Annotated in this window: 19 protein-coding genes; 14 read left to right on the top strand and 5 right to left on the bottom strand. The window is 68.3% G+C overall.

Annotated elements, in window-relative coordinates:
* Window positions 1-6: 6 nt before the first annotated feature.
* Window positions 7-1,122 (top strand): HlyD family secretion protein, encoded by a 1,116-nt coding sequence (locus ACZ5PO_RS03195; protein ID WP_464190188.1) that lies wholly within the window; start codon window positions 7-9, stop codon window positions 1,120-1,122.
* Entirely contained in the window at window positions 1,103-2,704 is a 1,602-nt protein-coding gene (locus ACZ5PO_RS03190; RefSeq protein WP_464190186.1) for an MFS transporter, read from the top strand. Before ACZ5PO_RS03195 ends, ACZ5PO_RS03190 begins: the two co-directional genes overlap by 20 nt.
* 9 nt (window positions 2,705-2,713) lie before the next feature.
* Here ACZ5PO_RS03190 and ACZ5PO_RS03185 read toward each other — a convergent pair whose 3' ends face one another.
* The gene (locus tag ACZ5PO_RS03185) at window positions 2,714-3,946 is read right to left on the bottom strand and encodes an MFS transporter (RefSeq protein ID WP_464190183.1); all 1,233 of its coding nucleotides are present in this window, start codon (window positions 3,944-3,946) and stop codon (window positions 2,714-2,716) included.
* Between the two features lie 113 nt (window positions 3,947-4,059).
* Here ACZ5PO_RS03185 and ACZ5PO_RS03180 point away from each other — a divergent pair, with 113 nt between their 5' ends.
* Entirely contained in the window at window positions 4,060-4,989 is a 930-nt protein-coding gene (locus ACZ5PO_RS03180; RefSeq protein WP_464190181.1) for a LysR family transcriptional regulator, read from the top strand.
* Here the strand turns inward: ACZ5PO_RS03180 and ACZ5PO_RS03175 are convergent.
* The 3 genes from ACZ5PO_RS03175 to ACZ5PO_RS03165 are packed head-to-tail and all read right to left on the bottom strand — an operon-like array spanning window position 4,973 to window position 8,174.
* Complete coding sequence (locus ACZ5PO_RS03175) at window positions 4,973-6,256, bottom strand: acyl-CoA dehydrogenase family protein (RefSeq protein WP_464190179.1); 1,284 nt, start codon at window positions 6,254-6,256, stop codon at window positions 4,973-4,975. The genes ACZ5PO_RS03180 and ACZ5PO_RS03175 overlap by 17 nt on opposite strands.
* Before the next feature lie 28 nt (window positions 6,257-6,284).
* Window positions 6,285-7,505 (bottom strand): acyl-CoA dehydrogenase family protein, encoded by a 1,221-nt coding sequence (locus ACZ5PO_RS03170; RefSeq protein WP_464190177.1) that lies wholly within the window; start codon window positions 7,503-7,505, stop codon window positions 6,285-6,287.
* A gap of 24 nt (window positions 7,506-7,529) precedes the next feature.
* Window positions 7,530-8,174, bottom strand: coding sequence for a peroxidase-related enzyme (locus tag ACZ5PO_RS03165; RefSeq protein ID WP_464190175.1), 645 nt, complete (start codon window positions 8,172-8,174; stop codon window positions 7,530-7,532).
* A gap of 412 nt (window positions 8,175-8,586) precedes the next feature.
* Here ACZ5PO_RS03165 and ACZ5PO_RS03160 point away from each other — a divergent pair, with 412 nt between their 5' ends.
* From ACZ5PO_RS03160 to ACZ5PO_RS03140, 5 genes are all read left to right on the top strand, one after another.
* Entirely contained in the window at window positions 8,587-9,831 is a 1,245-nt protein-coding gene (locus tag ACZ5PO_RS03160; protein ID WP_464190173.1) for a sugar ABC transporter substrate-binding protein, read from the top strand.
* A gap of 194 nt (window positions 9,832-10,025) precedes the next feature.
* Complete coding sequence (locus tag ACZ5PO_RS03155) at window positions 10,026-11,366, top strand: sugar ABC transporter substrate-binding protein (protein WP_464190171.1); 1,341 nt, start codon at window positions 10,026-10,028, stop codon at window positions 11,364-11,366.
* A gap of 43 nt (window positions 11,367-11,409) precedes the next feature.
* Window positions 11,410-13,056, top strand: a complete 1,647-nt coding sequence (locus tag ACZ5PO_RS03150) for a sugar ABC transporter ATP-binding protein (RefSeq protein ID WP_464190169.1) — start codon at window positions 11,410-11,412, stop codon at window positions 13,054-13,056.
* Window positions 13,053-14,048 (top strand): ABC transporter permease, encoded by a 996-nt coding sequence (locus ACZ5PO_RS03145; RefSeq protein ID WP_464190167.1) that lies wholly within the window; start codon window positions 13,053-13,055, stop codon window positions 14,046-14,048. The genes ACZ5PO_RS03150 and ACZ5PO_RS03145 overlap by 4 nt, the downstream gene beginning before the upstream one ends.
* A 65-nt stretch (window positions 14,049-14,113) precedes the next feature.
* Window positions 14,114-15,493 carry an LLM class flavin-dependent oxidoreductase gene (locus ACZ5PO_RS03140; protein WP_464190165.1) on the top strand — a complete coding sequence of 460 codons (1,380 nt, stop codon included), beginning with the start codon at window positions 14,114-14,116 and terminating at the stop codon, window positions 15,491-15,493.
* A 127-nt stretch (window positions 15,494-15,620) separates the two neighbouring features.
* Here ACZ5PO_RS03140 and ACZ5PO_RS03135 read toward each other — a convergent pair whose 3' ends face one another.
* Window positions 15,621-16,193: a peroxidase-related enzyme gene (locus ACZ5PO_RS03135; protein ID WP_464190163.1), complete on the bottom strand. Its 573-nt coding sequence runs from the start codon at window positions 16,191-16,193 to the stop codon at window positions 15,621-15,623.
* Window positions 16,194-16,651: 458 nt separating this feature from the next.
* Between ACZ5PO_RS03135 and sfnG the strand changes: the two genes are divergently transcribed.
* The 6 genes from sfnG to ACZ5PO_RS03105 all read left to right on the top strand — a co-directional run bounded on the left by sfnG (window position 16,652) and on the right by ACZ5PO_RS03105 (window position 23,391).
* Window positions 16,652-17,755, top strand: a complete 1,104-nt coding sequence (sfnG, locus tag ACZ5PO_RS03130; RefSeq protein ID WP_464190161.1) for a dimethylsulfone monooxygenase SfnG — start codon at window positions 16,652-16,654, stop codon at window positions 17,753-17,755.
* A 24-nt stretch (window positions 17,756-17,779) separates the two neighbouring features.
* On the top strand, window positions 17,780-18,655 hold the full coding sequence (locus ACZ5PO_RS03125) for an ABC transporter ATP-binding protein (RefSeq protein WP_464190159.1): 876 nt from the start codon (window positions 17,780-17,782) through the stop codon (window positions 18,653-18,655).
* Window positions 18,655-19,551 (top strand): branched-chain amino acid ABC transporter permease, encoded by an 897-nt coding sequence (locus ACZ5PO_RS03120; RefSeq protein ID WP_464190157.1) that lies wholly within the window; start codon window positions 18,655-18,657, stop codon window positions 19,549-19,551. The genes ACZ5PO_RS03125 and ACZ5PO_RS03120 overlap by 1 nt, the downstream gene beginning before the upstream one ends.
* A gap of 3 nt (window positions 19,552-19,554) precedes the next feature.
* Window positions 19,555-20,607 carry a branched-chain amino acid ABC transporter permease gene (locus tag ACZ5PO_RS03115; RefSeq protein ID WP_464190155.1) on the top strand — a complete coding sequence of 351 codons (1,053 nt, stop codon included), beginning with the start codon at window positions 19,555-19,557 and terminating at the stop codon, window positions 20,605-20,607.
* Window positions 20,608-20,653: 46 nt separating this feature from the next.
* Window positions 20,654-21,997, top strand: a complete 1,344-nt coding sequence (locus ACZ5PO_RS03110; protein ID WP_464190153.1) for an ABC transporter substrate-binding protein — start codon at window positions 20,654-20,656, stop codon at window positions 21,995-21,997.
* Window positions 21,998-22,071: 74 nt separating this feature from the next.
* Window positions 22,072-23,391: an LLM class flavin-dependent oxidoreductase gene (locus ACZ5PO_RS03105; protein ID WP_464190151.1), complete on the top strand. Its 1,320-nt coding sequence runs from the start codon at window positions 22,072-22,074 to the stop codon at window positions 23,389-23,391.
* Window positions 23,392-23,427: the final 36 nt, after the last annotated feature.

Raw genomic sequence — 23,427 nt, 5'->3', positions numbered from 1 at the left:
GCAGCCATGTCCATGGCCGAACCGACCATCAGCAAATATGCGCCTCCCGCAGTGGAGCCGCCCGCGTCGCTCGCGGCCGGCCTGCGCCGCCTGGCCCTGCCGGCGGTGGCGATCGGCGCGGTCGTCGGCCTCATCTTCGTCTCCAGCAACCGGTGGGGGCACTGGGTCAGCCAGGCCGCGGTGCAATCGACCGACGACGCCTATGTGCATGCCGACGTCTCGACGCTCTCCGCCCGGGTCAGCGGCAACGTGCGGCGCGTGCTGGTCGATGATTTCGCGCCCGTGAAGGCCGGCCAGGTGCTGGTCGAGATCGACCCGGCCGACTATCAGGCGGCGCTCGAGGCCGCCCGCGCCGCTGCGGCCGGCGCCCGCGCGGCCCTCGACAATCTCGCCAACCAGGAGTCCTTGCAGCGGGCGCTCGCCCTGCAGGCCAAGGCGCAGCACGACTCGGCGCTTGCGGCCCAGACCGAGGCGCTCCAGGAGCGCAATCGCCAGCAGACGCTCGTGCAGGGCGGCATCGCCGGCACGCTGCAAAAGCTCCAGCAGGCGACGGCCGCCTACGACGAGGCGGTGGCCAACGTGGCGGCGACGCAGGCGGCGATGGAGGCGCAGCAGCGCCAGCTCGACGTCCTGGTCGGCCAGCGGGGGACGCTGCGCGCCAATCTGGACGCGGCGCTCGCCAACCTGAAGAGCGCCCAGCTCAAGCTCGACTACACGTCGGTCGTGGCGCCGTTCGACGGCGTGGCGAGCACGCGGCAGGTTCAGCCCGGCGACTACGTCAACGTCGGCACCAACCTCATCTCCGTCGTGCCCGTACCGAACGTCTACGTCATCGCCAACTTCAAGGAGACGCAGCTCACCCGCGTCGAGCCGGGCCAGCCGGTGGAGCTCGGCGTCGACACTTTCCCCGGTGAGACCCTGCGCGGACGCGTCGGACGCCTGTCGCCCGCGAGCGGCGCCGTCTTCGCCCTGCTGCCGCCGGACAACGCCACCGGCAACTTCACCAAGGTGGTGCAGCGCATCCCCGTCCGGATCGAGATCGACGCCGGCCAGCCGCTCGTCGAGCGCCTGCGCGCCGGCATGTCCGTGGAGGCTCACATCCATGTCGACGGCGATCGTTGAGGATCTGACGCCCCGCCCGGGCGGAACCTTCGGGCTGGCCTGTCCGAAGCCGGTCTATGCGGCCGCGGCCGTGCTGCTCGGCTCGTTCATCGTCGGCTTCGACACGCGCCTGTTCTCCGTGGGCCTGCCGGACCTGCGCGGCGCCTTCGGGCTCAGCTTCGACCAGGGCGCCTGGCTCAATACCTTCGCCACGGCGCCGCAGATCCTGATCGCGCCGTCCGTCGCGTGGCTCGCCGCCACCTTCGGCGTGCGGCGGCTGCTGTTCTGGCCCAGCCTCGGCTATGCCGCCATCTCGTTCGTGCTGCCGCAGGTGCGGGAGTGGGAGCTGCTCGTCGCCTTGCACGTGGTGCGCGCGCTGCTGCTCGGCGTGTTCATCCCGGCGACGATCATGATCATCTTCCGCAACCTGCCGATCAGATGGTGGGTGCCGGCGCTGGCGGTCTACGCCTTCCGCCTCACCTTCTCGCTGAACACGGGACCGCTGCTGATCGGGCTCTACGATGCCCACGTCGGCTGGCAGTGGATCTACTGGCAGGACATGATTCTGGCGCCGATCGTCGGCCTGCTCGTCCGGCTCGGCACGCTGCGCGAGACGGTGGACGTCGGGCTGCTTGAGCGGGCCGACTGGGGCGGCATGGCCCTGCTCGGCACCGGATGGATGCTGATCTACGCCGCGCTCGACCAGGGCAACCGCCTGGACTGGTTCGAATCCGGCCTCGTCACCTGCCTGATGGCCGGCGGGGCGACGCTCGTCGTCCTCTTCTTCCTCAACGAGCTGCTGGTGCGCGACCCGTGGGCCAGCCACAGGGTCATCGCCAAGCGCAACGTCAGCCTCGGCATCCTGACCATCTGCGCCTACACGGCGGCCAGCCTGTCGAATTCCCAGCTTGTCCCGGGATTTCTCACCAATGTCGTCGGGCTGCGCCCCGAGGAGATCGGCTGGACGATCTTCGCGAGCAGCGGGCTGCCACTGCTCGTCACCACGCCGCTCGCCGTCCTGCTCATCCACCGGTTCGACGCGCGCGTCACGATCCTGATCGGCTTCGTGGCCTTCGCCGTCGCGGCCTGGCTGGGCACCCGGCTCACCACGCTCTGGGGCCCATGGACCTTCGCGCCGATCGCCCTCATCCAGTCGGTCGGCCAGGGGTTCACGCTGGTCGCCATCATCGTCTACATCCTCGCCAACTCCGACCCCAAGCAGGCGACGGCGTCGGCCGCCTACATCCAGGTGGTGCGCCTCGGCAGCGCCGAGACGGCGACGACGCTGATGGCCACCTTCCTGGTGCACCGTGAGCAGCTGCATTCGTACCTGCTCGGGCTGCACGTGGCGGCGGGCGGGGCCAGGACCGAAGGCGCCCTGGGGCTGCTCTCCCACATCTTTTCCGGCAGCGGCAGCTCGCCTCAGGCGCTCGCCGCCCGCAGCGTCTCGACCCTCCACACCATCGTCGGCCAGCAGGCGAATGCGCTCGCCTATATCGACGGCTTCCAGGTGACCTTCTGGATCGCTCTTGCCGGCCTTGTGCTCGTGGCGCTCCTCGGCCCGGCGCCCGCCGGCCCCTTGTCGCCGCATCGCTCGTCGTGAAGCCGTTCATCAGCCGCCGAGATCCGGCTTGCCGCCGGCGCACCCGACCGTCGGGGCGAGGTCGCGACGGGCTGCCAGGGCGATGCCGAAGGTGGCGGCGAGAAGCGCGAGCAGCAGCGGCGTGAAGGCGGCGACGCCGGCGGCGTCGAGCAGGAGGCCGCCGACCAGCCCGCCACCGGCAATGGCGAGGTTCCAGGCCGTGACCAGCATGGACTGGGCGACATCGGCCGCCTCGCCTGCCGCATGAGCCAGCGCGGTCTGGAACAGGGTGGCTGCGCCGCCGAAGGCCAATCCCCAGAGCGCGATGGCCGCAAGGACGGCGACGGGCTCGCCGCCGGCGGCCGCGAGCCCCGCCACCGCACCGGCAAAGCCGGCCGTGCTCGTCAGCACCAGCGCCCGCAGGTGCCGGTCGATCAATACGCCGGTGAGCCAGAGGCCCGCGAGCGCGGCGACGCCGAAGACCAGGAGCGCCAGGTCGACGCGGCTCGCCATGCCGCGGGCGGCGAGGAGCGGCGCCAGATAGGTGTACAGGATGTTGTGAGCGAGTACGAAGGCGAGCACCATCGCGAGGATCGGCCGGATGCCGGGCCGGGAGAGCACCGCACGCAGGCGCGGGCGATGTCCCGCCGGCTGGCCGCAGAAATCCGGCACGCCGAAGCGCACCCAGACGGTCAGCGCCAGCGCCAGCGCGCTCATCAGGCCGAACGTCATCCGCCAGCCGAGCAGGACGCCGGCGAAGGTGCCGGCGGGGATGCCCAGCGACAGCGCCAACGGCGTGCCGACCATGGCGACGGCGATGGCCCGGCCCTTCAGATGCGGCGGCACCAGGCGCGCCGCATAGCCGGCGAGCAAGGCCCAGAGCAGGCCGGCGGCGACACCGGCGACGAAGCGAGCGACGAGCGTCAGGCCATAGTGCGTCGACACCGCCGTCACCCCGTTGGCTACAGTGAAGCCGGCGACGGCGGCCATCAGCAGGGGGCGACGGCGCATCCCCTGCGTCGCCGTGGTCAGCGGTATGGCGGCCAGCAGCGAGCCCAGGGCGTAGGCAGTGACGAGCTGGCCGACCAGGGCTTCGGACGCACCGAGGCCGGCGCTCATCTGCGGCAGCAGGCCGGCCGGCAGCGCCTCCGTCAGAATGGTGATGAAGCCTGCCATGGCGAGCGCCAGGAGGCTCGGCCAGGGCAGGCGGTCGGACCCGGCGGGGGCAGGGCGGGGGGACGAGGCGGAGAGGGTGGAGCTCATGGCCGCGGACCCTACGAGGCTCGCCCATACGAGAAAACGAGGCTACGGTTCCTGTCATACCGGACATCAAAGTCCGTAATGGCGCCTTCAATCTCAAGCCTCGAGGCCGGCTCATGGAGCACCTGGGCGCGCTCGCGTCTTTCGTTCAGACGGCCGAGACCGGCAGCTTCGCCGCCGCCGCGCGCCAGCTCGGCGTGTCTCCCTCCGCCGTCGGCAAGGCGGTGGGGCGGCTGGAAGAGCGCCTGCGGGTGCGGCTCTTCCACCGCTCCACGCGATCGCTCACCTTGACGGCCGAAGGCGCCCTTTTCCTGGACCGGTGCCGGCGCATCTTCTGCGAGCTCGAAGCGGCGGAGCTGGAGCTCGCCCAGGCCCAGGAGGCGCCGCGCGGCCGGTTGCGTGTCAGCCTGCCGTTGATCGGCATGCTGATGATGCCGGCCGTGATGGCCTTCATGCGCGCCTATCCGCAGATCGAGCTCGATCTCGACTTCACGGACCGGCTGGTGGACGTGATCGAGGAGGGCTTCGACGCCGTCGTCCGCACCGGCGAAGCCCGGGACTCACGGTTGATGATGCGTCGACTGGGCGCGTTCTCGCACCGCATCGTCGCCTCGCCCTCCTACCTTGCCGCGTACGGCACGCCGGGAGTTCCGGAGGACCTGGTCCATCACGCGTGCCTGCATCACAAGTATCCCTCGACCGGCCGGCTCGAACGCTGGCCTCTCGTGCGCGACGGCGTCGACCTCGAGCTCGACCTGCCGGTGAGGGCGGTCGCAAGCACGCTGGAGCCTCAGATCTGCCTCGCCGAGGAGGGCTTCGGCCTCGCCTGCCTGCCGCTCTTCGCCGTGCGCCGGCAGCTCGACGGCGGTACGCTGGTCAGCGTGCTGCAGGGCCATATCCGGGACATGGGCGCCTTCCACGTGCTCTGGCCGGCGAGCCGCCATCCTTCGCCGAAGGTCGCGGCCTTCGTCGCCTTCATGGCCGCGAACCTGCTGGGTGATCAGCCGCCCCGTGGAGGGGCGGCGGATGTCAGGCCAGCGCTCTGAGCAGGGGGCCGGTCTTCTGCTCGCCGGCGTCCGCCGCCGGCTCCGCGGGCGTGCCGATGCGCCACTGATAGGGCGGCAGGGTGCCGTTCACGGCGAAGTCGCCGACGATGCGGTCCTTGTAGATGCGCGGATTGTGCGAGGACAGGGTGCGGGCGTTGCGCCAGTGCCGGTCGAGCCCCGCCGGCTTCTTCGTGGCCGAGGCGCCGAGCGCGTCGAACAGCACGGTCGACGACTCGAGAATGAGATTGCTGACCACGGTCTGCGCTTGCGCGGTCTCCAGCTCGGCGATGGCGTTGGCCGCCTCCTCGGCGGCGAGGTCGCCGGCGAAGCGGGCGTCGAACGCCCTTTGCAGCGAGGCCGCCGCCTGCAGCACGATGGCGCTCGCCGAATAAGCCGCGCCGCGGATGCGGCCCACCACCTGCAGCACCTGCGGATCATGGCTCGAACGCGGCCCGGCGGCGTGCGTATAAGTGCGCGTGCGCTGTGCCACGGCCTTGGCTACGTCGCCGGTGATGGCGCGTCCGATCCCCGCCAGCGTCGCCAGATGGACGAGCTGGTAGAAGGCGGCGGAGTACTTGAAGCGGTCCTCGTCGGGCAGGATCTCCTCCGGCGCGACGGCGACATCGGTGAAGACGGTGGTGCCGCTGGCGGTCAGGATCTGGCCGAAGCCGTCCCAGTCGTCGACGACCGAGACACCCTCGGCGTTCCGGCGGACGAAGGCCGAGATGCGCTCGCCGGCCGGGCCCGTGGCCCCGACGTCGATCCAGTCGGCGAACAGCGAGCCGGTCGTGTAGTACTTGGCGCCGTTGAGCACCAGCGCACCATTCTTCGCGCTGACGCGGGTCGAGAAGCCGTCGATCTGCGCATCGCCGATCTCGGTCCAGGCGCTGCCGGCGATCTCGCCCTCGGCAAGGCGCGCGCTCCAGCGCTTGCGGTGCGCCGGCGCCCTGACGTTGAGCACGTCCTCGGCGAAGCCGAAATGCGCGCGCAGCGACTGGGTGACGTTGGAATCGGCCTCGGACAGCTCGATCAGCAGGTTGAACAGCTCCGGCAGGCTGGCCCCGTGCCCGCCGTCCGCGCGCGGCACGCGGACCGCGCCGAACCTCACCTGCTTGAGCCAGCCGATCGGCTCGTAGGGCAGCTCGTGGCCGAGCTCCCGTTGCAGGGCGCCCTCGGCGATCCTGGCGAAGATGGGACGAAAGCGGGCGGCAAGATCCTCGTAGCCGGCGCTAGGCCCGGCTCCCCATGCCAGATCGATCTGACTCATACCGTTATTGACCTTTGGTCCTGGTGCTTCACGCGGGGGCGTCGAGGACGCCGAGATAGGTCCGGCCGATCACGTCGTGCGTCGCATCGGTGTTCGGCGGATGGAACGGGCCGGAGCGCACGTCGCGATAGAGCCGCTCCAGCTCGTTGCGCCGATAGAGCGACGAGGCGCCGGCGATCTTGGTGGCGAGGTCCACCACGCGGCGCGCGCCGTCGACCGCGTGCTGCTTGGCGCCCAGGAGCTTCGCGCCCCAGTAGGGGCCATGGTCGGCGCCCTCGGACCACTCGACGGCGACGCGCTCCAGCAAGGCCCAGATGCTGTCCAGCTCGATCGCCGCCTGCGAGACGGCGAGCTGGGTCGGCCCATGGTGGGCATAGGTCTTGCCGCCGAGCGCGGGCGAGGCACGGCGCCTGGCGCCGTCGACGGCGATATCGAACGCCCGCCGCGCGATGCCGTAATAGACCGCGGCGATCGACGGTATGGCGGCGCCGAGGATGCCGTCGACGAAGGGATCCACCGGAGGCCCCGCCGGCAGGACGCGCGTGACGTGCGCGGCGTCGGCGACCACCCCCTCGAGGACGGTGTCGTCGCTGCGCGTCGCCCGCACGCCGAGCGTGTCCCAGGTCTCCTCCACCCGATGTCCGGGCGCCTCGCGCGCGATGAACGCGTGGACGATCCGGGGATTGGCCGGATCCGACTTGTCCAGGCCGTGGATGCCCAGCCAGTCCCAGACCGGCGAGAGCGAGGTGAAGGTCTTGCGGCCGGTGAAGCGATAGCCGCCGTCCCCCAGCGGCTCGGCATCGACGAGGGATCCCGCCAGGCCGAGGTCGTTGCCGGGCTCGCCGTGCCCGGCGGCGAAGACCTTGCCGTCCGCCGCGGCCTGCAGGAGCCAGTCCGTGGAGTGGTCGCCGCGGTGCCACAGATAGGCGGCCGCGCCCGTCCAGTAGAGGTGCATGTTGATGGCGAGCGCCGTCGCCGGGGCGTGATAGGCGAGGCGCACCTGCTCGCGCAGCAGCTCCGGCAAAGCCAGTCCGGCGCCGCCGAAGCTCTCGGGGATCGTGGCGCGCAGATAGCCCGCCGCCTTGAGGTCCTCGAAATCCTCGTCGAAGAAGCGGTTCTCCCGATCGTAGGCGGCGGCACGCCCGGCGAAGCGGGCGAGCAGCTCGTCGGAGAGCAGGCGCCCGGAGGCCAGTGGTGCGCCCGCCGGCGTGCCGATGTCGGCGCGGATGTCGCGGGTGATCTGGTTCATGCTCGCACTCCTCTCCGAGACCGGTCAGGCCGAGAAGAACTGCGCGTCCGGCACCACGTTGAGCGCGATGGTCAGCCGGTTGGCGTAGCTGAAGAAGGCGGAGATCTCGAGCACCTCGGTGATGGCCTTGTCGGTGAAGCCGAGGCCGCGCAGGCGCGCGATTTCGGCCTCGCCGACCGCGGTCGGGTTGCGGGTGAGGAGGTCGACGGTCTCGGCGAGCGCCTGCTCGCGTTCGGACAGCAGGACGTGTCCGTAGCCCTGCGCGATGCGCTGGGCGCGCACCCTGTCGCCGAGCGCCGCGGCGAGCGCCTGGGTGTGGTTGAAGACGCAGTAGCTGCAATGGTTGGCGGCGGAGGTCACGACGGCGATCAGCTCGCGGTCCGCAGCCGTGAGGTGGCTGTTCTTCGGATCGAACAGGTGCCGATAGAATTCGACGAGCCGATAGGCGGTGTCCGGATTGATCGCCAAGGCGCTCAGCCAATTGGGCACGAAGCCGTAGTGGGTGCGGAAGTCGTCGTAGATCGCCCGCACGTGTGCCGGCAGCCCCGCCTCATCGGGCAGCCCGAGGCGGGAAACCGGTTCCGCGCCCTGCGCAGGGCTCCCCGACGGGCGTTCCGCCGAGACGGCAACCGCAGCGGAACGATCGTGCGCGAGTGAGAGATTCGACATCGGTTATCTCCTGCGGTTGCCGGATGATGAGCTGTCAGGATCGGGACGAAATGGGCTCTGCCGTGGTGTGGCTACACATCGCTCAAGTGGTATTGCAATATAAGCCAACGTGAATCTTATCGATGCTCCGAACTGGAGACTTGTCCGCGCCCACTGTCCGTATGCGGCGACGAGGGGGTCGCGAGATGCGATCCTTGCACGCTAATCGCCGGATGTTAATAGCAAATATTTTGCTCGATCGCGCGGAAAATAAAGTAAGACTTTCCGGATGGATGTGAATAGCCTTGCTCTGTAGAAAATAAATCTAAAATCTGGAGCGATCTTGCCTCCCTATACCGATCCCCGACGTTTCCCGGATTTCGACAACAGGCGCGTCGTCGATGCGCATCTTGATCGTTTGGACACCCGCGGGGTGTCCCGCCGCGATTTCCTCGCCCTTGCTTCGGCGGGCGTGCTGGCCGGGGCGGCGGCGGGAGCCGCGGGGCTGCCCTCCGCCGCCGTGGCATCGCCGGACGGCAAGCTCGCCTATCTCGCCTGGACGTCGCGCGTCGAGTACATGATCCAGGCGGGACGGGCGATCGAAGCCGCGAGCAAGGCGCTGGGCCTCGGCTACACCTTCCTGGATGGCCAGTTCGACAGCCAGCGCCAGCTCAACCAGTTCGAGCAGCAGACCGCGACCGGTGCCGCCGGCGTCATCCTGCACGCTTCGGACGGCAGCGCGCTCAAACGCATCGCCCAGTTGTCGCAACAGAACAAAGTCTATTTCGCCAACGTCTGGGCGACGCTGCCCTGGTTTACGCCGTTCGACGCCGGCGAATACTATACGTTGTATGCGGTGCCCGAGGAGTTCTCGGCGCATCGTGGCGTGACGGCCGAGCTGCTCAAGACCGTCACGGCCACCTTCGGCGGGGGTGACATCCTGGGCGTCACGGGCGTGCCGGGCTTCTCCACCGACACGGTGCGCAGCCGCGGCCGCGACGACGCCTTCAAGGACTTTCCGAAGACCAGGCTGGTCGGCCAGCTGCCGGGCAACTTCAACCGCGAAGACTCGCTGAAGGCCACGGAGGACCTGCTCGCGCGCCATCGCAACATCGTCGGCGTCGTCGCGCAGAATGACGACGTGGCGCAGGGCGTGATCGCCGCGCTGAAGGGTGCCGGCCTCAAGCCCGGCAAGGACGTGCTCGTGGTCGGCGCCGACGGCACGAGCGAGGGCGCAACGGCCATCGTACAGGGATCGCAGCTTGCCACCAGCGCCAACAGCCCGGCCTTTTTCGGCGCCTTCTTCACCGCCCGGCTCTACGACGTCACCCACGGCTGGACGCCGCGCGCCGCCGAGCGGCTGCTCTATTGGCGCTCGGTCACGACCACCAAGGACAACGTCGACGTCTATGTAAAACGCTACGTCGACAACAAGGGCGTCGAGCCGTTCGACTACCGCAAGCTGTCCAAGGTGCTGCATCCCAACGACTGGGATCCGCAGGCCGAAGTCTTCCCGCTCGACATCGATCAGGAGTGGGCGGGCGTCGCCAAGCCGGAGGGCTGGACCTACCCGAAGGCCTATAGCGACGCCAAGGCCAACGGCGAATGGGAGGCCGTCACCGCCGAATACCGGGATCACTACAAGATCAAGTTCTTCGGCCCATCGCCCAACAGCTGATTCCGTCCTCGCCCGCTTCAGGCCTGTGTACGGCCGAGACGCCGAGGCGCGCGCCAACGGCGAGTTCGAGCCGTGAAGGCCGGGTGCGCCGCCCACGGCAAGATCGAGACCGACCTTTCCTCGAACCGCAAGACCTGACGCCAAAACCGTCGGTATCCCCAGTCGCTGTCGACACGTATCGGACCACACTCGAGATGACCAACAAGCATCCCTCCGCCGCCTTTCCCGATTTCGAGGACCGCAAGGTCGTCGACAGCTACCTGGAGCGGCTCGATACACACGGCGTCTCGCGGCGCGATTTCCTCGCTCTGGCCTCGGCCGGTGCGGCGGCGGGCGTCGCCGCCACGGCCATGGGCCTGCCGAGCGTCGCGGTCGCCGACCCGTCCGGCAAGATCGCCTATCTGGCCTGGAGCGCCAGCACCGAGTACAACCAGCTGGTGAGCAAGGGCGCGGAAGCCGCCTCCAAGGCGCTCGGCCTGAACTACGTGTTCCTCGACGGCCAGATCGACAGCAACCGCCAGCTCAACCAGTTCGAGCAGCTGACCACCACCAAGGCGGCCGGCGGCTTCTTCAACATCCTCGACGGCAGCGCCCTGCGCCGGGTCGGACAGATCGCCAACGACACCAGCACCTATTTCGGCGCAGTGTGGGACAGCGTGGCCTGGTACACGCCGTTCGACGTCGGCGACTACTACACGCTCTACGCCGTTCCCGAGGAGGACGAGGCGCATCGCGGCGTCAGCGTCGAGGTGCTGAAGGCGGTGACCGACGCGTTCGGCGGCGGCGACGTCGTTGCCCTCACCGGGACGCCCGGCAACTGGTGCGAGAACGCGCGCAATCGCGGCCGCGACGACGCCTTCAAGGACTTCCCCAAGACCCGGCTGGTCGACCAGCTCCCCGGCAAATGGCTGCGCGAGGAATCGCTGAAGGCGACCGAGGACCTGCTCACCCGCAACAAGAAGATCGTCGGCATCATCACCCAGAACGACGACGAGGCGCAGGGCGCGCTCGCCGCCCTGCGCAATGCCGGCATCCGCCCCGGGAAGGACGTGTTCATCGGCGGCGCCGACGGCACATCACTCGGCGCCCAGGCGATCAAGCGCGGGCTCCAGACCTCGACCAGCGGCAACAGCCCCGTCTTCACCGGCGCCCTGTTCGCCGCCCGCATCTACGACGTCACCCATGGCTGGAAGCCCAAGGCCGCCGAGCGCCAGCTCTATTGGCGCGCGCTGACGGTCACCGCGAAGAACGTGGACGGTTACATCGACCGCTACGTCGACAACAAGGAGGTGGAGCCCTTCGACTACCGCAAGCTGTCGCGCGTGCTGCATCCCAACGACTGGGATCCGCAGGCGGATGTCTATCCGATCGACCTGGAGCGCCACTGGCGCGGCTATCCCAAGCCGGACGGCTGGGCGCCGCCCAAGGCCTATGCCGAGGCCAAGGCGAGCGGCGAGTTCGAGGCGGTCAAGGAGGAGTACGCGGCCCACTACAAGATCAAGTTCGACGGCCCCTCGCCGAACCGCAAGGCGTGAGCTCGATGCGCGATACGGCGCGGCGCACGCCGGGAGGCGGCCCATGACGGTGCCCCAGCCGTCCCCGGTGCCCGCTTCAGGCCTCCTCTTCGAGGCCGAGGGGCTCACCAAGCACTACGGCACCAACCCGGTCCTGCTGGACGTCGGGTTCGCCGTGCCGAGGAACAAGGTCGTCTCCTTCGTCGGCGAGAACGGCGCCGGCAAGTCGACCCTGTTCAACATCCTGAGCGGCATCGTGCCGCCCGATGCCGGCAGCATGCGCGCCGGCGGTGCCGCGTACCGGCCCGCCGACTACGGCGAGGCGACGCGCCGCGGCATCGCGCGCGTGTTCCAGGAGCAGTCGCTGATCCTCAACGTGCCGGTCTACGAGAACCTGCTCATCGGCCAGGAGGCGCGCTTCGCCCGGCTGGGGCAGGTGCTCGACCGGACGGCGATGATCGCCGCCGCCGAGCGCATCGTCGACGACGCCGGGCTCGACGTCGACGTACGCCGGCGGACCGGCGACTATGACTTCTCCAAGCGCCAGTCCATCGAGATCGCCCGCGCCTGCCTCGCCGGCATTCATCTGGCCGGCATCGCGGAGCCGTTCGTGCTGCTCGACGAGCCGACCTCGGCGCTCGACCGGCGCGACGAGGAGGCGTTCTTCCGGCTCGTCGCCAAGATCAAGACGCGCGGCTCGCTGCTGTTCGTCTCGCACCGCCTGACCGAGGTGCTCGACGTCTCCGACGTCATCTACGTGCTGAAGGACGGGCGCCTGGTCGCCGAGCTCTCGCCGGCCAGCACCAGCGAAGCGGACCTGCACGGCCACATGGTCGGTCGCGAACGGGCCGCCGACTACTACTACGAGCGGCGCCAGCGGGTCGTGGCGGAGACTGCTCCGGCGGTGCTGCGGGCGCGGGCGCTGGCGCAGGAAGGCGCGTTCGAGCCCATCGACATCACCGTGCGCGCCGGCGAGGTCGTCGGCGTCGGCGGGCTGCTCGATTCCGGCAAGAGCGCCTTCGGCAAGGCGATCGCCGGCGTCGATGCGCCGACGGCCGGCACGGTCTCGCTCGATGGGCGCCCGGACGCCCTGCCGGACATCGGCCGCTTCGTACGCCAGGGGCTCGGCTACGTGCCGGCTGAGCGCATGGCCGAGGGCCTGGTCGCCGACGCCAGCGTCGCCTGGAACATCTCGCTCGCCAGCGGCGCCGATCTGTTCTCCAATGCTCTCGGCTTCTGGCGGCGGCGGCGCGAGGTCGCCACCGCCGAGCATTATGTGCGCAGCCTTGCGATCCGCTCGGGCTCGGCCGACGTGCGGGCGGCACGGCTGTCCGGCGGCAACCAGCAGAAGGCGGTGCTGGCGCGCTGGCTCTGCCGCGACCCGAAGGTGCTGGTCCTCGACAATCCGACGCGCGGCGTCGACGCCGGCGCCAAGGAGGAGATCTACCGGCTGATCCGCGACCTCGCGGACAAGGGCGTGGCGATCCTGCTCATCACCGACGAGCTGCTCGAGCTGATCGGGCTCGCCAACCGCATCATCGTTCTCCAGCGCGGCCGGCTCGTGGCCGAGGTGCCGGCCCCGGCCGACGCCAAGCCGACCGAACGCGAGCTCGTCGCCCTCATGCTGCCCCAGCTCGGGCGCGTGGACGGCGCGCCCGCGCCGGCCTTCCCCATTCCCGCCGATCCGAGAGCACCGGAGCCCGCCCGATGAGTGTCGAAGCCGACACGTTGTCCCCGTCCGCCGAGCGTCCGTTCCTGCGGTTGCCGCGGATCGACAAGAGCCTGTGGCTCCCCATCGTCGTGGTGCTGGGGTTGATCGCCTTCTTCTCGGTGGCGACCGATTCCTTCGCCACCCTGCGCAATTTCACCGCCATCAGCGGGCAGGCGGGGGCGCTGCTGATCGTGTGCCTCGGCGGCACCTTCGTCATCCTGATGGGCAGCATCGATCTCTCGGTCGGCGCCATCGTGCTGTTCGTTGCCGCCGCCAGCGTGAAGCTGCTCAATCTCACGGACATCGGCGGCGGCGTGCTGCTCGTCGCCGCCGGCATCGGCCTGCTGCTCGGCCTGTTCAACGGCGTGGTCTACGCCTATGGCCGCATCCCGTCGTTCGTGGCGACGCTCGGCACCCTGTCCATCTTCAGCGGGCTCGCCCTGCAGATCCTGGAAGGCCGCGCCATCCAGTTCGACCTGCCCGGCTTCGAGGAGATCGCCATCGGCCAGCTGGTGCCGCGGCTGCCGAACATCGCGCTGTGCGCGCTGGTGGCGTGGGCGCTCGCCGTGCTCATCGCCACGCGCACGCGCTTCGGCCGCTACATGTATCTGATCGGCGGCGGCGAGACGGTGGCGCGGACCGCCGGCATCCCGGTGCGGCGCTACAAGATCTACGCCTTCGCGCTGTCGGGCCTGCTCACCGGCATCGGCGCCATCCTGATGGTCGCTCGGCTCGGCGCCGCCGGCCCGTCGATCGGCCAGGAGCTGCTGCTCAACAGCCTCGCCGCCATCGTCGTCGGCGGCACCTCGCTGGCCGGAGGGGTAGGCGGGCCGCACCGGACGCTGATCGGGGTCCTGATCATTGCCATTCTCGACAATGGCCTGAACCTGCTGGGCGTGACGCAGTATTCGCAGATGATCGTCAAGGGCGTCGTGGTCATCGCCGCCGTCCTGGTCAGCCGCGAGCGCATCCTCGCCGCCATCGTCAAGTAGCCGCGTCGCCTGGCCAGCGCGGCGCAGCGCGGGCTGAGCGCGGCATCTCGCCAAGGACACCGCATATGACAAAGCGACTGATCCTCAACGGCTTCTCCATGAATGCCGTCTCCCACATCTATCACGGCTTCTGGCGGCGCCCGGATACGCGGCAGACCGAGTTCAACGACCTCGGGGCCTGGGTCGAGCTGGCCAAGCTGCTCGAGAAGGGCCGGTTCGACGCGCTGTTCGTCGCCGACGTCCTGGGCACCGACCCGGCCTATCGCGGCAGCTGGGACACCTACATCAAGGAAGCCGTGCAGATCCCGATCAACGATTCCGGCGCGCTCATTGCGGCGCTGATCGGCGCCACGGAGCATCTCGGGCTCACCTTCACCAGCTCGATCCTCCAGGAGCACCCCTTCAACTTCGCGCGCAAGGTCTCGACGCTCGACCATCTGAGCAAGGGCCGCATCGGCTGGAACATCGTGACCAGCGTCAGCCACAATGCGGCGCAGAACTTCGGCTTCGACCGCATCGTGCCGCACGACGAACGCTACCGCTGGGCGGAGGAATACGTCGACGTCGTCTACAAGCTCTGGGAGGGCTCCTGGGAGGACGACGCCGTCATCAACGACAAGCAGCGCGGCCTCTACGCCGACCCCGACCGCATCCATCGCATCCGCCACGTCGGCGAGCGCTACCGCGTGCTCGGGCCGCACCTGGCGCAGCCGTCGCCGCAGCGCACGCCGGTGCTGTTCCAGGCCGGCTCCTCGCGCGCCGGCCGGGCATTCGCCGCGCAGAACGCCGAGGGCACGTTCATCACCAGCCTGACGCCGGAGGGGGCGGCCAGGCTGGTGACCGAGGTGCGCGGCCAGGTCGCCGCCGCCGGGCGCGATCCGAGCGACCTGCTGTTCATCCAGGGCCTGTCGTTCGTCATCGGCAGCACCGAGGCGGAGGCGCGGCGCAAGGCGCGCGACCTCGACGAATACCGGAGCGACGACGGCCTGCTCGCCCATATCAGCCGGGATCTCGGCATCGATCTCGGCCGGCTGCCGCCGGACCAGCCGGTCGACGAGCTCGACATCGAAGGCGTGCAGGGGCTGGTGCGCTTCTTCGAGGAGGCCAATCCCGGTCGGCGGGCGACGGTGGCCGACATCGGGCAGGCTTACGCCTACAACACCCGCATCGTCGGCACGCCGGAGAGCATCGCGGACGACCTCGCCCGCTGGCAGGCGGCGGGCGTCGACGGCGTCAACGTCATCTACCAGACGACGCCGGGCTCCTTCGTGGAATTCATCGAGCACGTGCTGCCGGTGTTGCAGCAGCGAGGGCTGGCGCAGCGGGACTATGGGCCGGGCACCTATCGCGAGCGCCTGTTCGCCGGCCGTGGTGCCCGGCTGAACGAGCGCCATCCGGCGGCACGCTACCGCGGCGCCTTCCGGCCCAAGGCCAAGGTGGCCTGAGGGGCTGTGGCAAAACGAGTCTTTGAGCGGATGGATGGTCGGGCTTGACCCGACCATCCATCGACTTGGAAACTCCAGCAGTCATCTGCGCAAAGTCACGATCGTCGACTCTGGTGGGGTTCGCCCCTCAGCGCTCGAAGTATTTGGCGTCGGGGATCACGCCGAGCGATATGAAGATGCGGTTGGTGTGGTTGAACCAGGCGATGGTCTCCACCGCTTCGAGGATTTCCGCGTCGGCGAAGCCCACCGTGCGTAGCTCGTCGAAATCGGCCGGATGCACCGACTTGGGGTCCTGGGTGATGCGCACGGCCAGCTCCGCCAGTGCCTCTTCGCGCGCATTGAGCGGCGCGAGGTGATGGTCGAGCGCGATGCGGCGGGCCTTCGCCTCGTCGCCGATGAGGTCGGCCAGCGCGTTGGTGTGGTGGATCTCGCAAAGACCGCAGCCGTTGGTGGACGAGACGATCACCGCGATGAGCTCGCGCTCGCGCAACGGCAGGCGGCCGTTCGCCGGGTCGAACAAGCTGCCGAAATAGGCGACGAAGCGCTTGGCCGTATCGGCGTTCACCGACAGCGCGCGGATCCAGTTCTCGCCGTGATTGGCCTCAGTCAGCGCACGCACGTCGGCGCTCAGCGCGTCGGCGGCGGGCGGCGGCAGGCGTGATATCTCGGCCGATGCGGCGGGCTTGGGGCGGTCGAGCATCGATCTCTCCTTCGGCTTCCGTGCCGCCTGTGCGGCGCGTTCATTGAATGGTGGTGGCAGGCCCCCATAGATCAGCTTGAGGATAGGATGATCGGGTGAGAATTTGCTGTCATAGTTCGTCGTCGCAGCAGCAAATTTTGTTTATTATCAAGCATAAGCAAAGACGATGCCGGTTTGGTGGCGGTGTGGCGAAGGCGATCGACCCGCGGGGGTCGTCGGCTCGACGATGCCGATGAAGATGCGCGTTTCGGCGCTGACTGCCCAGGATAATAATTACTGCTTCGCCCTTGAAAAATGTGAAATCTACCTCATTGACCTCGGGCAGCGGCAGGTGAATGTTGATTTGGTGAGCTCGCTCGGTCGATGCCGAGCTTGCGGTTCAGTCCAGCGCGGGCGAAATACAACTTTTCTGGATCAACTTGGCAGAGTTCGCCCTCGGGGGCGGACGAGGAGAGCTTATGTCGACGCAGGTACTCCGCGCCCCCCTCAAATTCGCTTATTGGGTGCCGAACGTATCCGGCGGTCTGGTGATCAGCGATGTCGAGCAGCGCACCGGTTGGGACATCGATTATAATCGAAAGCTTGCGCAGATCGCCGAGCAGAATGGGTTCGACTACGCGCTCAGCCAGATCCGCTTCACGGCCGGCTATGGCGCCGAATTCCAGCATGAACCGGTGACGTTCAGCCAGGCGCTCCTCGAAGCGACGAAAGAGCTGAAGGTGATCGCGGCGTTGCTTCCCGGCCCCTGGAATCCGGCGGTTGCGGCCAAGCAGATTGCGACCATCAACAATCTCTACGGCGGGCGAGTGGCGGTGAATGTCGTCAGTGGCTGGTTCCGCGGCGAGTTCACCGCGATCGGCGAGCCGTGGCTCGACCACGACGAGCGCTATCGCCGTTCGGAAGAGTTCATCCGCGCTCTGAGGGGAATTTGGACGCAGGACGACTTTACCTTCCGCGGCGATTTTTATCGGTTCAGCAATTATAGCCTCAAGCCCAAGCCGATCGATCCTCAGCCCGAGATCTTCCAGGGCGGGTCGTCCCGTGCGGCCCGCGATATGGCGGCGCGCGTCTCGGATTGGTATTTCACCAACGGCAACACGCCGGAGGAGATCAAGAAGCAGGTCGACGATATCCGCGCCAAGGCCGCCGAAACCGGCCACAGCGTTCGGGTCGGCGTGAACGCCTTCGTGATTGCTCGCGATAGCGAGGCGGAGGCCAAGGCGGTTGTGGCCGAGATCATCGACAAGGCCAATCCCGAGGCCGTCAATGCCTTCGGGCACGAGGTCAAGAACGCCGGCAAGGCCTCGCCGGAAGGCGAGGGCAACTGGGCCAAGTCGACGTTCGAGGACTTGGTGCAATACAACGATGGCTTTCGCTCCAACCTGATCGGCACACCACAGCAGATCGCCGAGCGCATCCTGGCGCTGAAGGATGCGGGAGCGGACCTCATCCTGCTCGCCTTCCTCCACTTCCAGGAGGAGGTCGAGTTCTTCGGCAAGAACATCATTCCGCTCGTGCGGGAGCTGGAAGCTGCTCGGCCGGTCGCGGTCGCGGCCGAATAGCGCCATCGCCCTGAGGACCAGCCAATGGCCGCCGTGACCAGGGCCGCTTTGCGGCATGCGGACGCCACCGCCGATGCCCGCTCGCCTGCGGGGTCGGCGGTTGTCGCTCGACGCGTCGCTGCGCCGGTCCTCGTGCTCTCCGGGATCGAGCTGGCATTCGGCGGCGTGGCGGCGCTCCGCAGCGTCGATCTCGAGGTTCGATCGGGAGAGATCCGCTCCATCATCGGCCCCAACGGGGCGGGCAAGAGCTCGTTGATCAACGTGATCAGCGGTATCTACCGCCCCGACCGCGGTCAGATTCGCATCGACGGGCAGGTCTTCTCACGGGTTCCGACGCAGCGGCTGGCCAAGCTCGGCGTCGCCCGCACGTTCCAGAACCTGGCGCTGTTCCATGGCCTGACGGTGCTCGACAACATCGTTGCCGGCCGCGTCGCGGCGGCTCGCGCCAGCCTGGCCGAGCAGATCGTCGGTCTCGGCCGGGCGCGCCGCGAGCGCGACGATGCGCGGGCCAGGGCCGAGCTCCTGCTCGACTTCCTGGAGTTGCGGCCCGTCCGCGACCGCGCTGTCGGCACGCTGCCCTACGGCCTCCAGAAGCGGGTGGAGCTCGCCCGCGCCCTCGTGGCCGAGCCCAGGCTGCTGCTGCTCGACGAGCCGCTGGCGGGGATGACCGCCACCGAGAAGTCGCAGATGTCGGCCTTCGTCCGGGCCGCGCGCGATCGGTTCGGCACCACCGTGGTGCTGATCGAGCACGACATCGGCGTGGTCATGGACCTTTCCGATCACGTGGCCGTGCTCGACTACGGGCGCAAGATCGCCGACGGCCCGCCGGACGCCGTGCGGGACGACCAGGCCGTGATCGACGCCTATCTCGGCGTTGCGCACGACGACGAGGCGGCGTAATGGCGGGGTTCGACTGGCCTTTCTTCGTCGAGGTGGTGGTCGGCGGCCTGCTGTCGGGCGTGATGTACTCGCTCGTCGCGATCGGCTTCGTGCTGATCTACAAGACCTCGGGCGTGCTGAACTTCGCCCAGGGCGCCATGCTGCTGTTCGCCGCCCTGACCTTCGTCAGCCTCGTCGAGCGCGGACTGTCGTTCCCGCTCGCCTTGCTCGCCACCGTCGCCGTCATGGTGGTGCTCGGCATCGCGATCGAGAAGGCCGTGCTGCGCCCGCTGGTGAACAAGCCGCCGATCACCCTGTTCATGGCGACGCTCGGCCTGTCCTACATCATCGAAGGCGCGGCGCAGCTGGCCTGGGGCACGCAGGTTCACGGCCTCGATCTCGGCGTCGACGATACGCCGTTCGAGGTGGCGGGTGTGCTGATCTCGACCTTCGATCTCTTCGCCGCCGCCGTCGCGGGGCTGATGGTGGCGAGCCTGACCGCGTTCTTCCGCTTCACCCGTACGGGCCTCGCCTTCCGGGCCGTTGCGGACGACCAGTTCGCCGCATTTGCCGTTGGCCTGCGGCTGCCGCGCATCTGGGCCACCGTCTGGACGGCGGCGGGCGTGGTGGCGCTCGTCGCCGGGCTGCTGTGGGGCGCGCGGCTCGGCGTGCAGTTCTCGCTCTCGCTCGTGGTGCTCAAGGCCCTGCCGGTGCTCGTCCTCGGCGGCTTCGATTCCATTCTCGGCGCGATCGTCGGCGGGCTGCTGATCGGCGCCCTCGAGAAGGTGGCCGAAGTCTATATCGGCCCCTTCGTCGGAGGCGGCATCGAGGGCTGGTTCGCCTACGTCATCGCGCTCGCCTTCCTGCTGGTCAGGCCCGCCGGCCTGTTCGGCCAGAAGCTCGTGGAGAGGGCCTGAGCCATGTCGGTGCTGGCACCATCGGCGGAGACCTCGGCCAAGGGTGCGGCCAAGACGCTGAAGGTGCCGGGCTGGCTGTGGACGGCGCTGGCCGTCGCCGCCGCCTACGCGATCGTGCCCTTCGTCGGCAGCGCCTACCTGCTCGAAGCCATCCTCACACCGTTTCTCGTCCTGTCGCTCGCGGCCGTGGGGCTCAATCTGCTGACCGGCTATGCCGGGCAACTGTCGCTCGGCAGCGCCGCCTTCATGGCCGTGGGCGCCTTCGCCGCCTACAACTTCAATCTGCGCGTGCCCGGCCTTCCCCTGCTGGCCAGCCTGGCGCTGGGCGGCCTGACGGCCGCCGGCATCGGTCTGGTCTTCGGGCTCCCGAGCCTGCGCCTGCGCGGCTTCTACCTGGCGGTCTCGACGCTGGCGGCGCAATTCTTCGTGCAGTGGGCGCTGACCAAGTTCGGCTGGTTCTCCAACAACAATCCGTCCGGAGTGATCGATGCGCCGCCGCTGCGGGTTGCCGGCCTGTCCTTCGACGGCGCGATCGGCCGCTACCTGTTCACGCTGACCATCGTCGTCGCGCTCACCGCTCTGGCGGCGCGCATCGTTGCCACCCAGACCGGGCACAACTTTATCGCGGTCCGCGACAACGAGCTTGCGGCGCGGGTCATCGGCGTGCCGGTGCTGCGCACCAAGCTGCTGGCCTTCGGGCTGTCCTCCTTCATCATCGGGGTGGCCGGTGCGCTGTGGGCCTTCGCCTATCTGCGGACCGTCGAGCCGGCGGGCTTCAACCTCGACCGGTCGTTCCAGATCCTGTTCATCATCATCATCGGCGGGCTCGCGACCATCCGCGGCGCCTTTCTCGGCGCAGCGCTGATCGTGGTCTTTCCGCTCGTCCTGTCGCGGCTGGGCAATCTTCTCTTCGGCGGGCTGTTCGATTCGGGCGTGCTCGACATGACGCAGCGCATCGTCCTCGGCGTGCTGATCATCGTCTTCCTCATCGCCGAGCCGGACGGCCTTGCGGCGCTTGGCCGACGCCTGGCGGCGAAGCTCCGCCTGGCCGCCTGATCCCTTGTCCTCCCGTTTTCCATCCCCCGTGTCCGGAGCTCGTCCAATGCAACGCCCCCGTCGATCGTTTCCGGCCAGGATCCTGCGGGCCGTCGCCGTGCTCGCGGGCCTGGTGCCGGCGCTCGCCGCGCCGCTCGGCCAGACCGCGCGGGCGGACGAGCAGTACTTCCCGCTGCAGAGCTACCGCGTCGGCCCCTACGCCGCCGGTGGCACCGGGTTCTTCGGCGGCTTCATCGACTATCTCAACCTCGTCAATATCCGTGACGGCGGCGTCAACGGCGTCAAGCTCACCTGGGACGAGTGCGAGACGCAGTACGAGGTCGAGCGCGGCGTCGAATGCTACGAGCGCCAGAAGACGGGAAAGAACGTGGCGGCGTTCAATCCGCTCAGCCTCGGCATCCAGATCGCCCTGCTCGATCGCAGCAGGACCGACAAGATCCCGATCATCACCATCGACCACGGCCAGACCGCGACGTCGGACGGGCGGGTCTTCGAATACCTGTTCCCGCTGCTGATGAATCCGCCGAGCGAGACGTCGGCGATCGTCACCTATATCGGCCAGCGCGAGGGCGGCCTCGACAAGCTCAAGGGCAAGAAGATCGCCGTGCTGTATCACGGGTCGCCGTACGGCAAGGAGACCATCCCGATCTTCGAGCTGCTGGCGCAGAAGTACGGCTTCGACCTCCAGCAGATCGAGGTGCCGCATCCCGGCAGCGAACAGCAATCGCAGTGGCTGACCATCCGCCGCTGGAAGCCTGACTACGTGGTGCTGCGCGGCTGGGGCATCATGAACCCGGTCGCGATCAAATCGGCCCAGAAGGTCGGCTTTCCCATCGACCGCGTGATCGGCAACGTCTGGGCCAACTCCGAGGAGGACGTGATCCCGGCAGGGGATGCGGCCAAGGGCTATGTCTCGCTGATCACCCAGCCCTCCGGAACGGAATTCCCGGTGCTGCAGCAGATCATCGACAAGATCTACGGGGCCAACAAGGGCAACCTGGAAGACAAGAAGCGCATCGGCAGCGTCTATCATAATCTCGGGGTGGTGAACGGCATCCTCAACGTCGAGGCGATCCGGGCCGGCCAGGAGCGCTTCGGCAAGCGGGCGCTCACCGGCGAGGAAGTGCGCTGGGGCTTCGAGCATCTGCGCCTCGATCCCAAGCGCATCGCCGAGCTGGGCGCCACCGGCCTCCTGCAATCGATCAACGTGACGTGCGCCGATCACGAGGGGGAGGGGTCGGTGAAGTTCCAGCAATGGGACGGCAAGACGTGGAACCTGGTCAGCGACTGGGTGAAGCCGGATCGCGCCCTGCTGCGGCCGATCATCGAAGCCGCCGCGGCAAAGTATGCGGCCGAGCACAACATCACGCCGCGCACCTGCACCGAGTAGCGCTGCCCCCGGCGGGGCCGCCGAGCCTGCCCCGCCACACCCGATCAGACGCCGCACCTGGGACCACGATACACATGCCCGTCAAGAAAGCGCACTTGCTCGGCTTCATGCAGAACGGCTTCAACAGCCATGCGACCGGCATGTGGCGCCATCCGCGCGACAAGGTCAATTGGGACTACGGCCGCTACGATTACTGGCAGCATATCGCCAAGGTCCTGGAACGCGGCCTGTTCGACGCGATCTTCATTGCGGACCAGCTGGCGCCGTATGCGACCTACAAGGGGTCGTCGGACGACAGCGTCCGTTACGCCGTGCAGTTCCCGTGCAACGAGCCCTCGACGATCGTGCCCGCGATCGCCACGGCCACGCAGCATCTGGGCATCGGCGTCACCCTGTCGACGGCCTTCGAGCATCCCTATTCCATGTGCCGGCGGCTCTCGAGCCTCGACTATCAATCCGGCGGGCGCATTGCGTGGAACATCGTCTCCTCGTTCTCCCACGGAGAGTGGGACGCCTACGGCATCGACGGGCGCAACCGCGCCGACCGCTATGAGCGCCTCGAAGAATACATGGATCTCTGCTACAAATTGTGGACGTCCTGGGACGACGACGCCATCATCGCGGACAAGGCGTCGGGGCTGTATGCCGATCCCGATAAGATAAAGCTCGTCGAGCACAGCGGCCAGTACTTCAGCTCCAAGGCGCGCCACTTCGTCCCGCCGTCGCCGCAGCGATCGCCCGTGCTTTGGCAGGCGGGATCCTCCGATCGCGGGCGCGATTTCGCCGCCAAGCATGCCGAAGCCATCTTCGCTGTGCTGCCGACGCTGGCGCGCATGCAGGAGTATACGTCGGATCTGGACAACCGCGTCACCCAGCGTTTCGGACGCGCCCCCGGCAGCGTGAAGAAGATCTTCGGGCTGCAGACGGTTGTCGCGGAGAGCCGTGCCGAAGCCGAGGACAAGTTCGAGCGCATCAAGGCCTGCATCCCGCTCGAAGGGGCGCTGGCCTGGATTTCGGGCCACTTCGGCCTGGACTTCTCGCAGTACGGCCTCGACGAAAATGTCGCCAACATCGAAGTCCCCGGCATTCAGGGGCTGTTCGAATCCATCGTCTACGCCAAGGACGGAGCGCCCGTCACGGTGAAGGAGGCGGCGCTGATCTACGCGCAGGGCATGGGCATGCCGGTGGCGGTCGGCACCGCGAAGGACATAGCGGATCAGATGGAGCTCTACCTGGACGAGGGCGGCGCCGACGGCTTCATGCTGATCACGACGTTCACCCCCGGTTGCTACGAGGAGTTCGTCGACTGGGTCGTGCCGGAGCTGCAGCGACGAGGGCGCTACCGCTCCGCATATACGCAGTCGACCCTGCGCGGTCACCTGCAGGAATACTGAAGAGACCGCGATCGGCCTCCAATAGGGCTCGGCAGG

It is taken from the genome of Chelatococcus sp. KU-N122, from assembly GCF_055391085.1.
The sequence above is the reverse complement of the archived record's forward strand: the minus strand, read 5'-3'. Positions and strand labels throughout refer to the sequence as shown.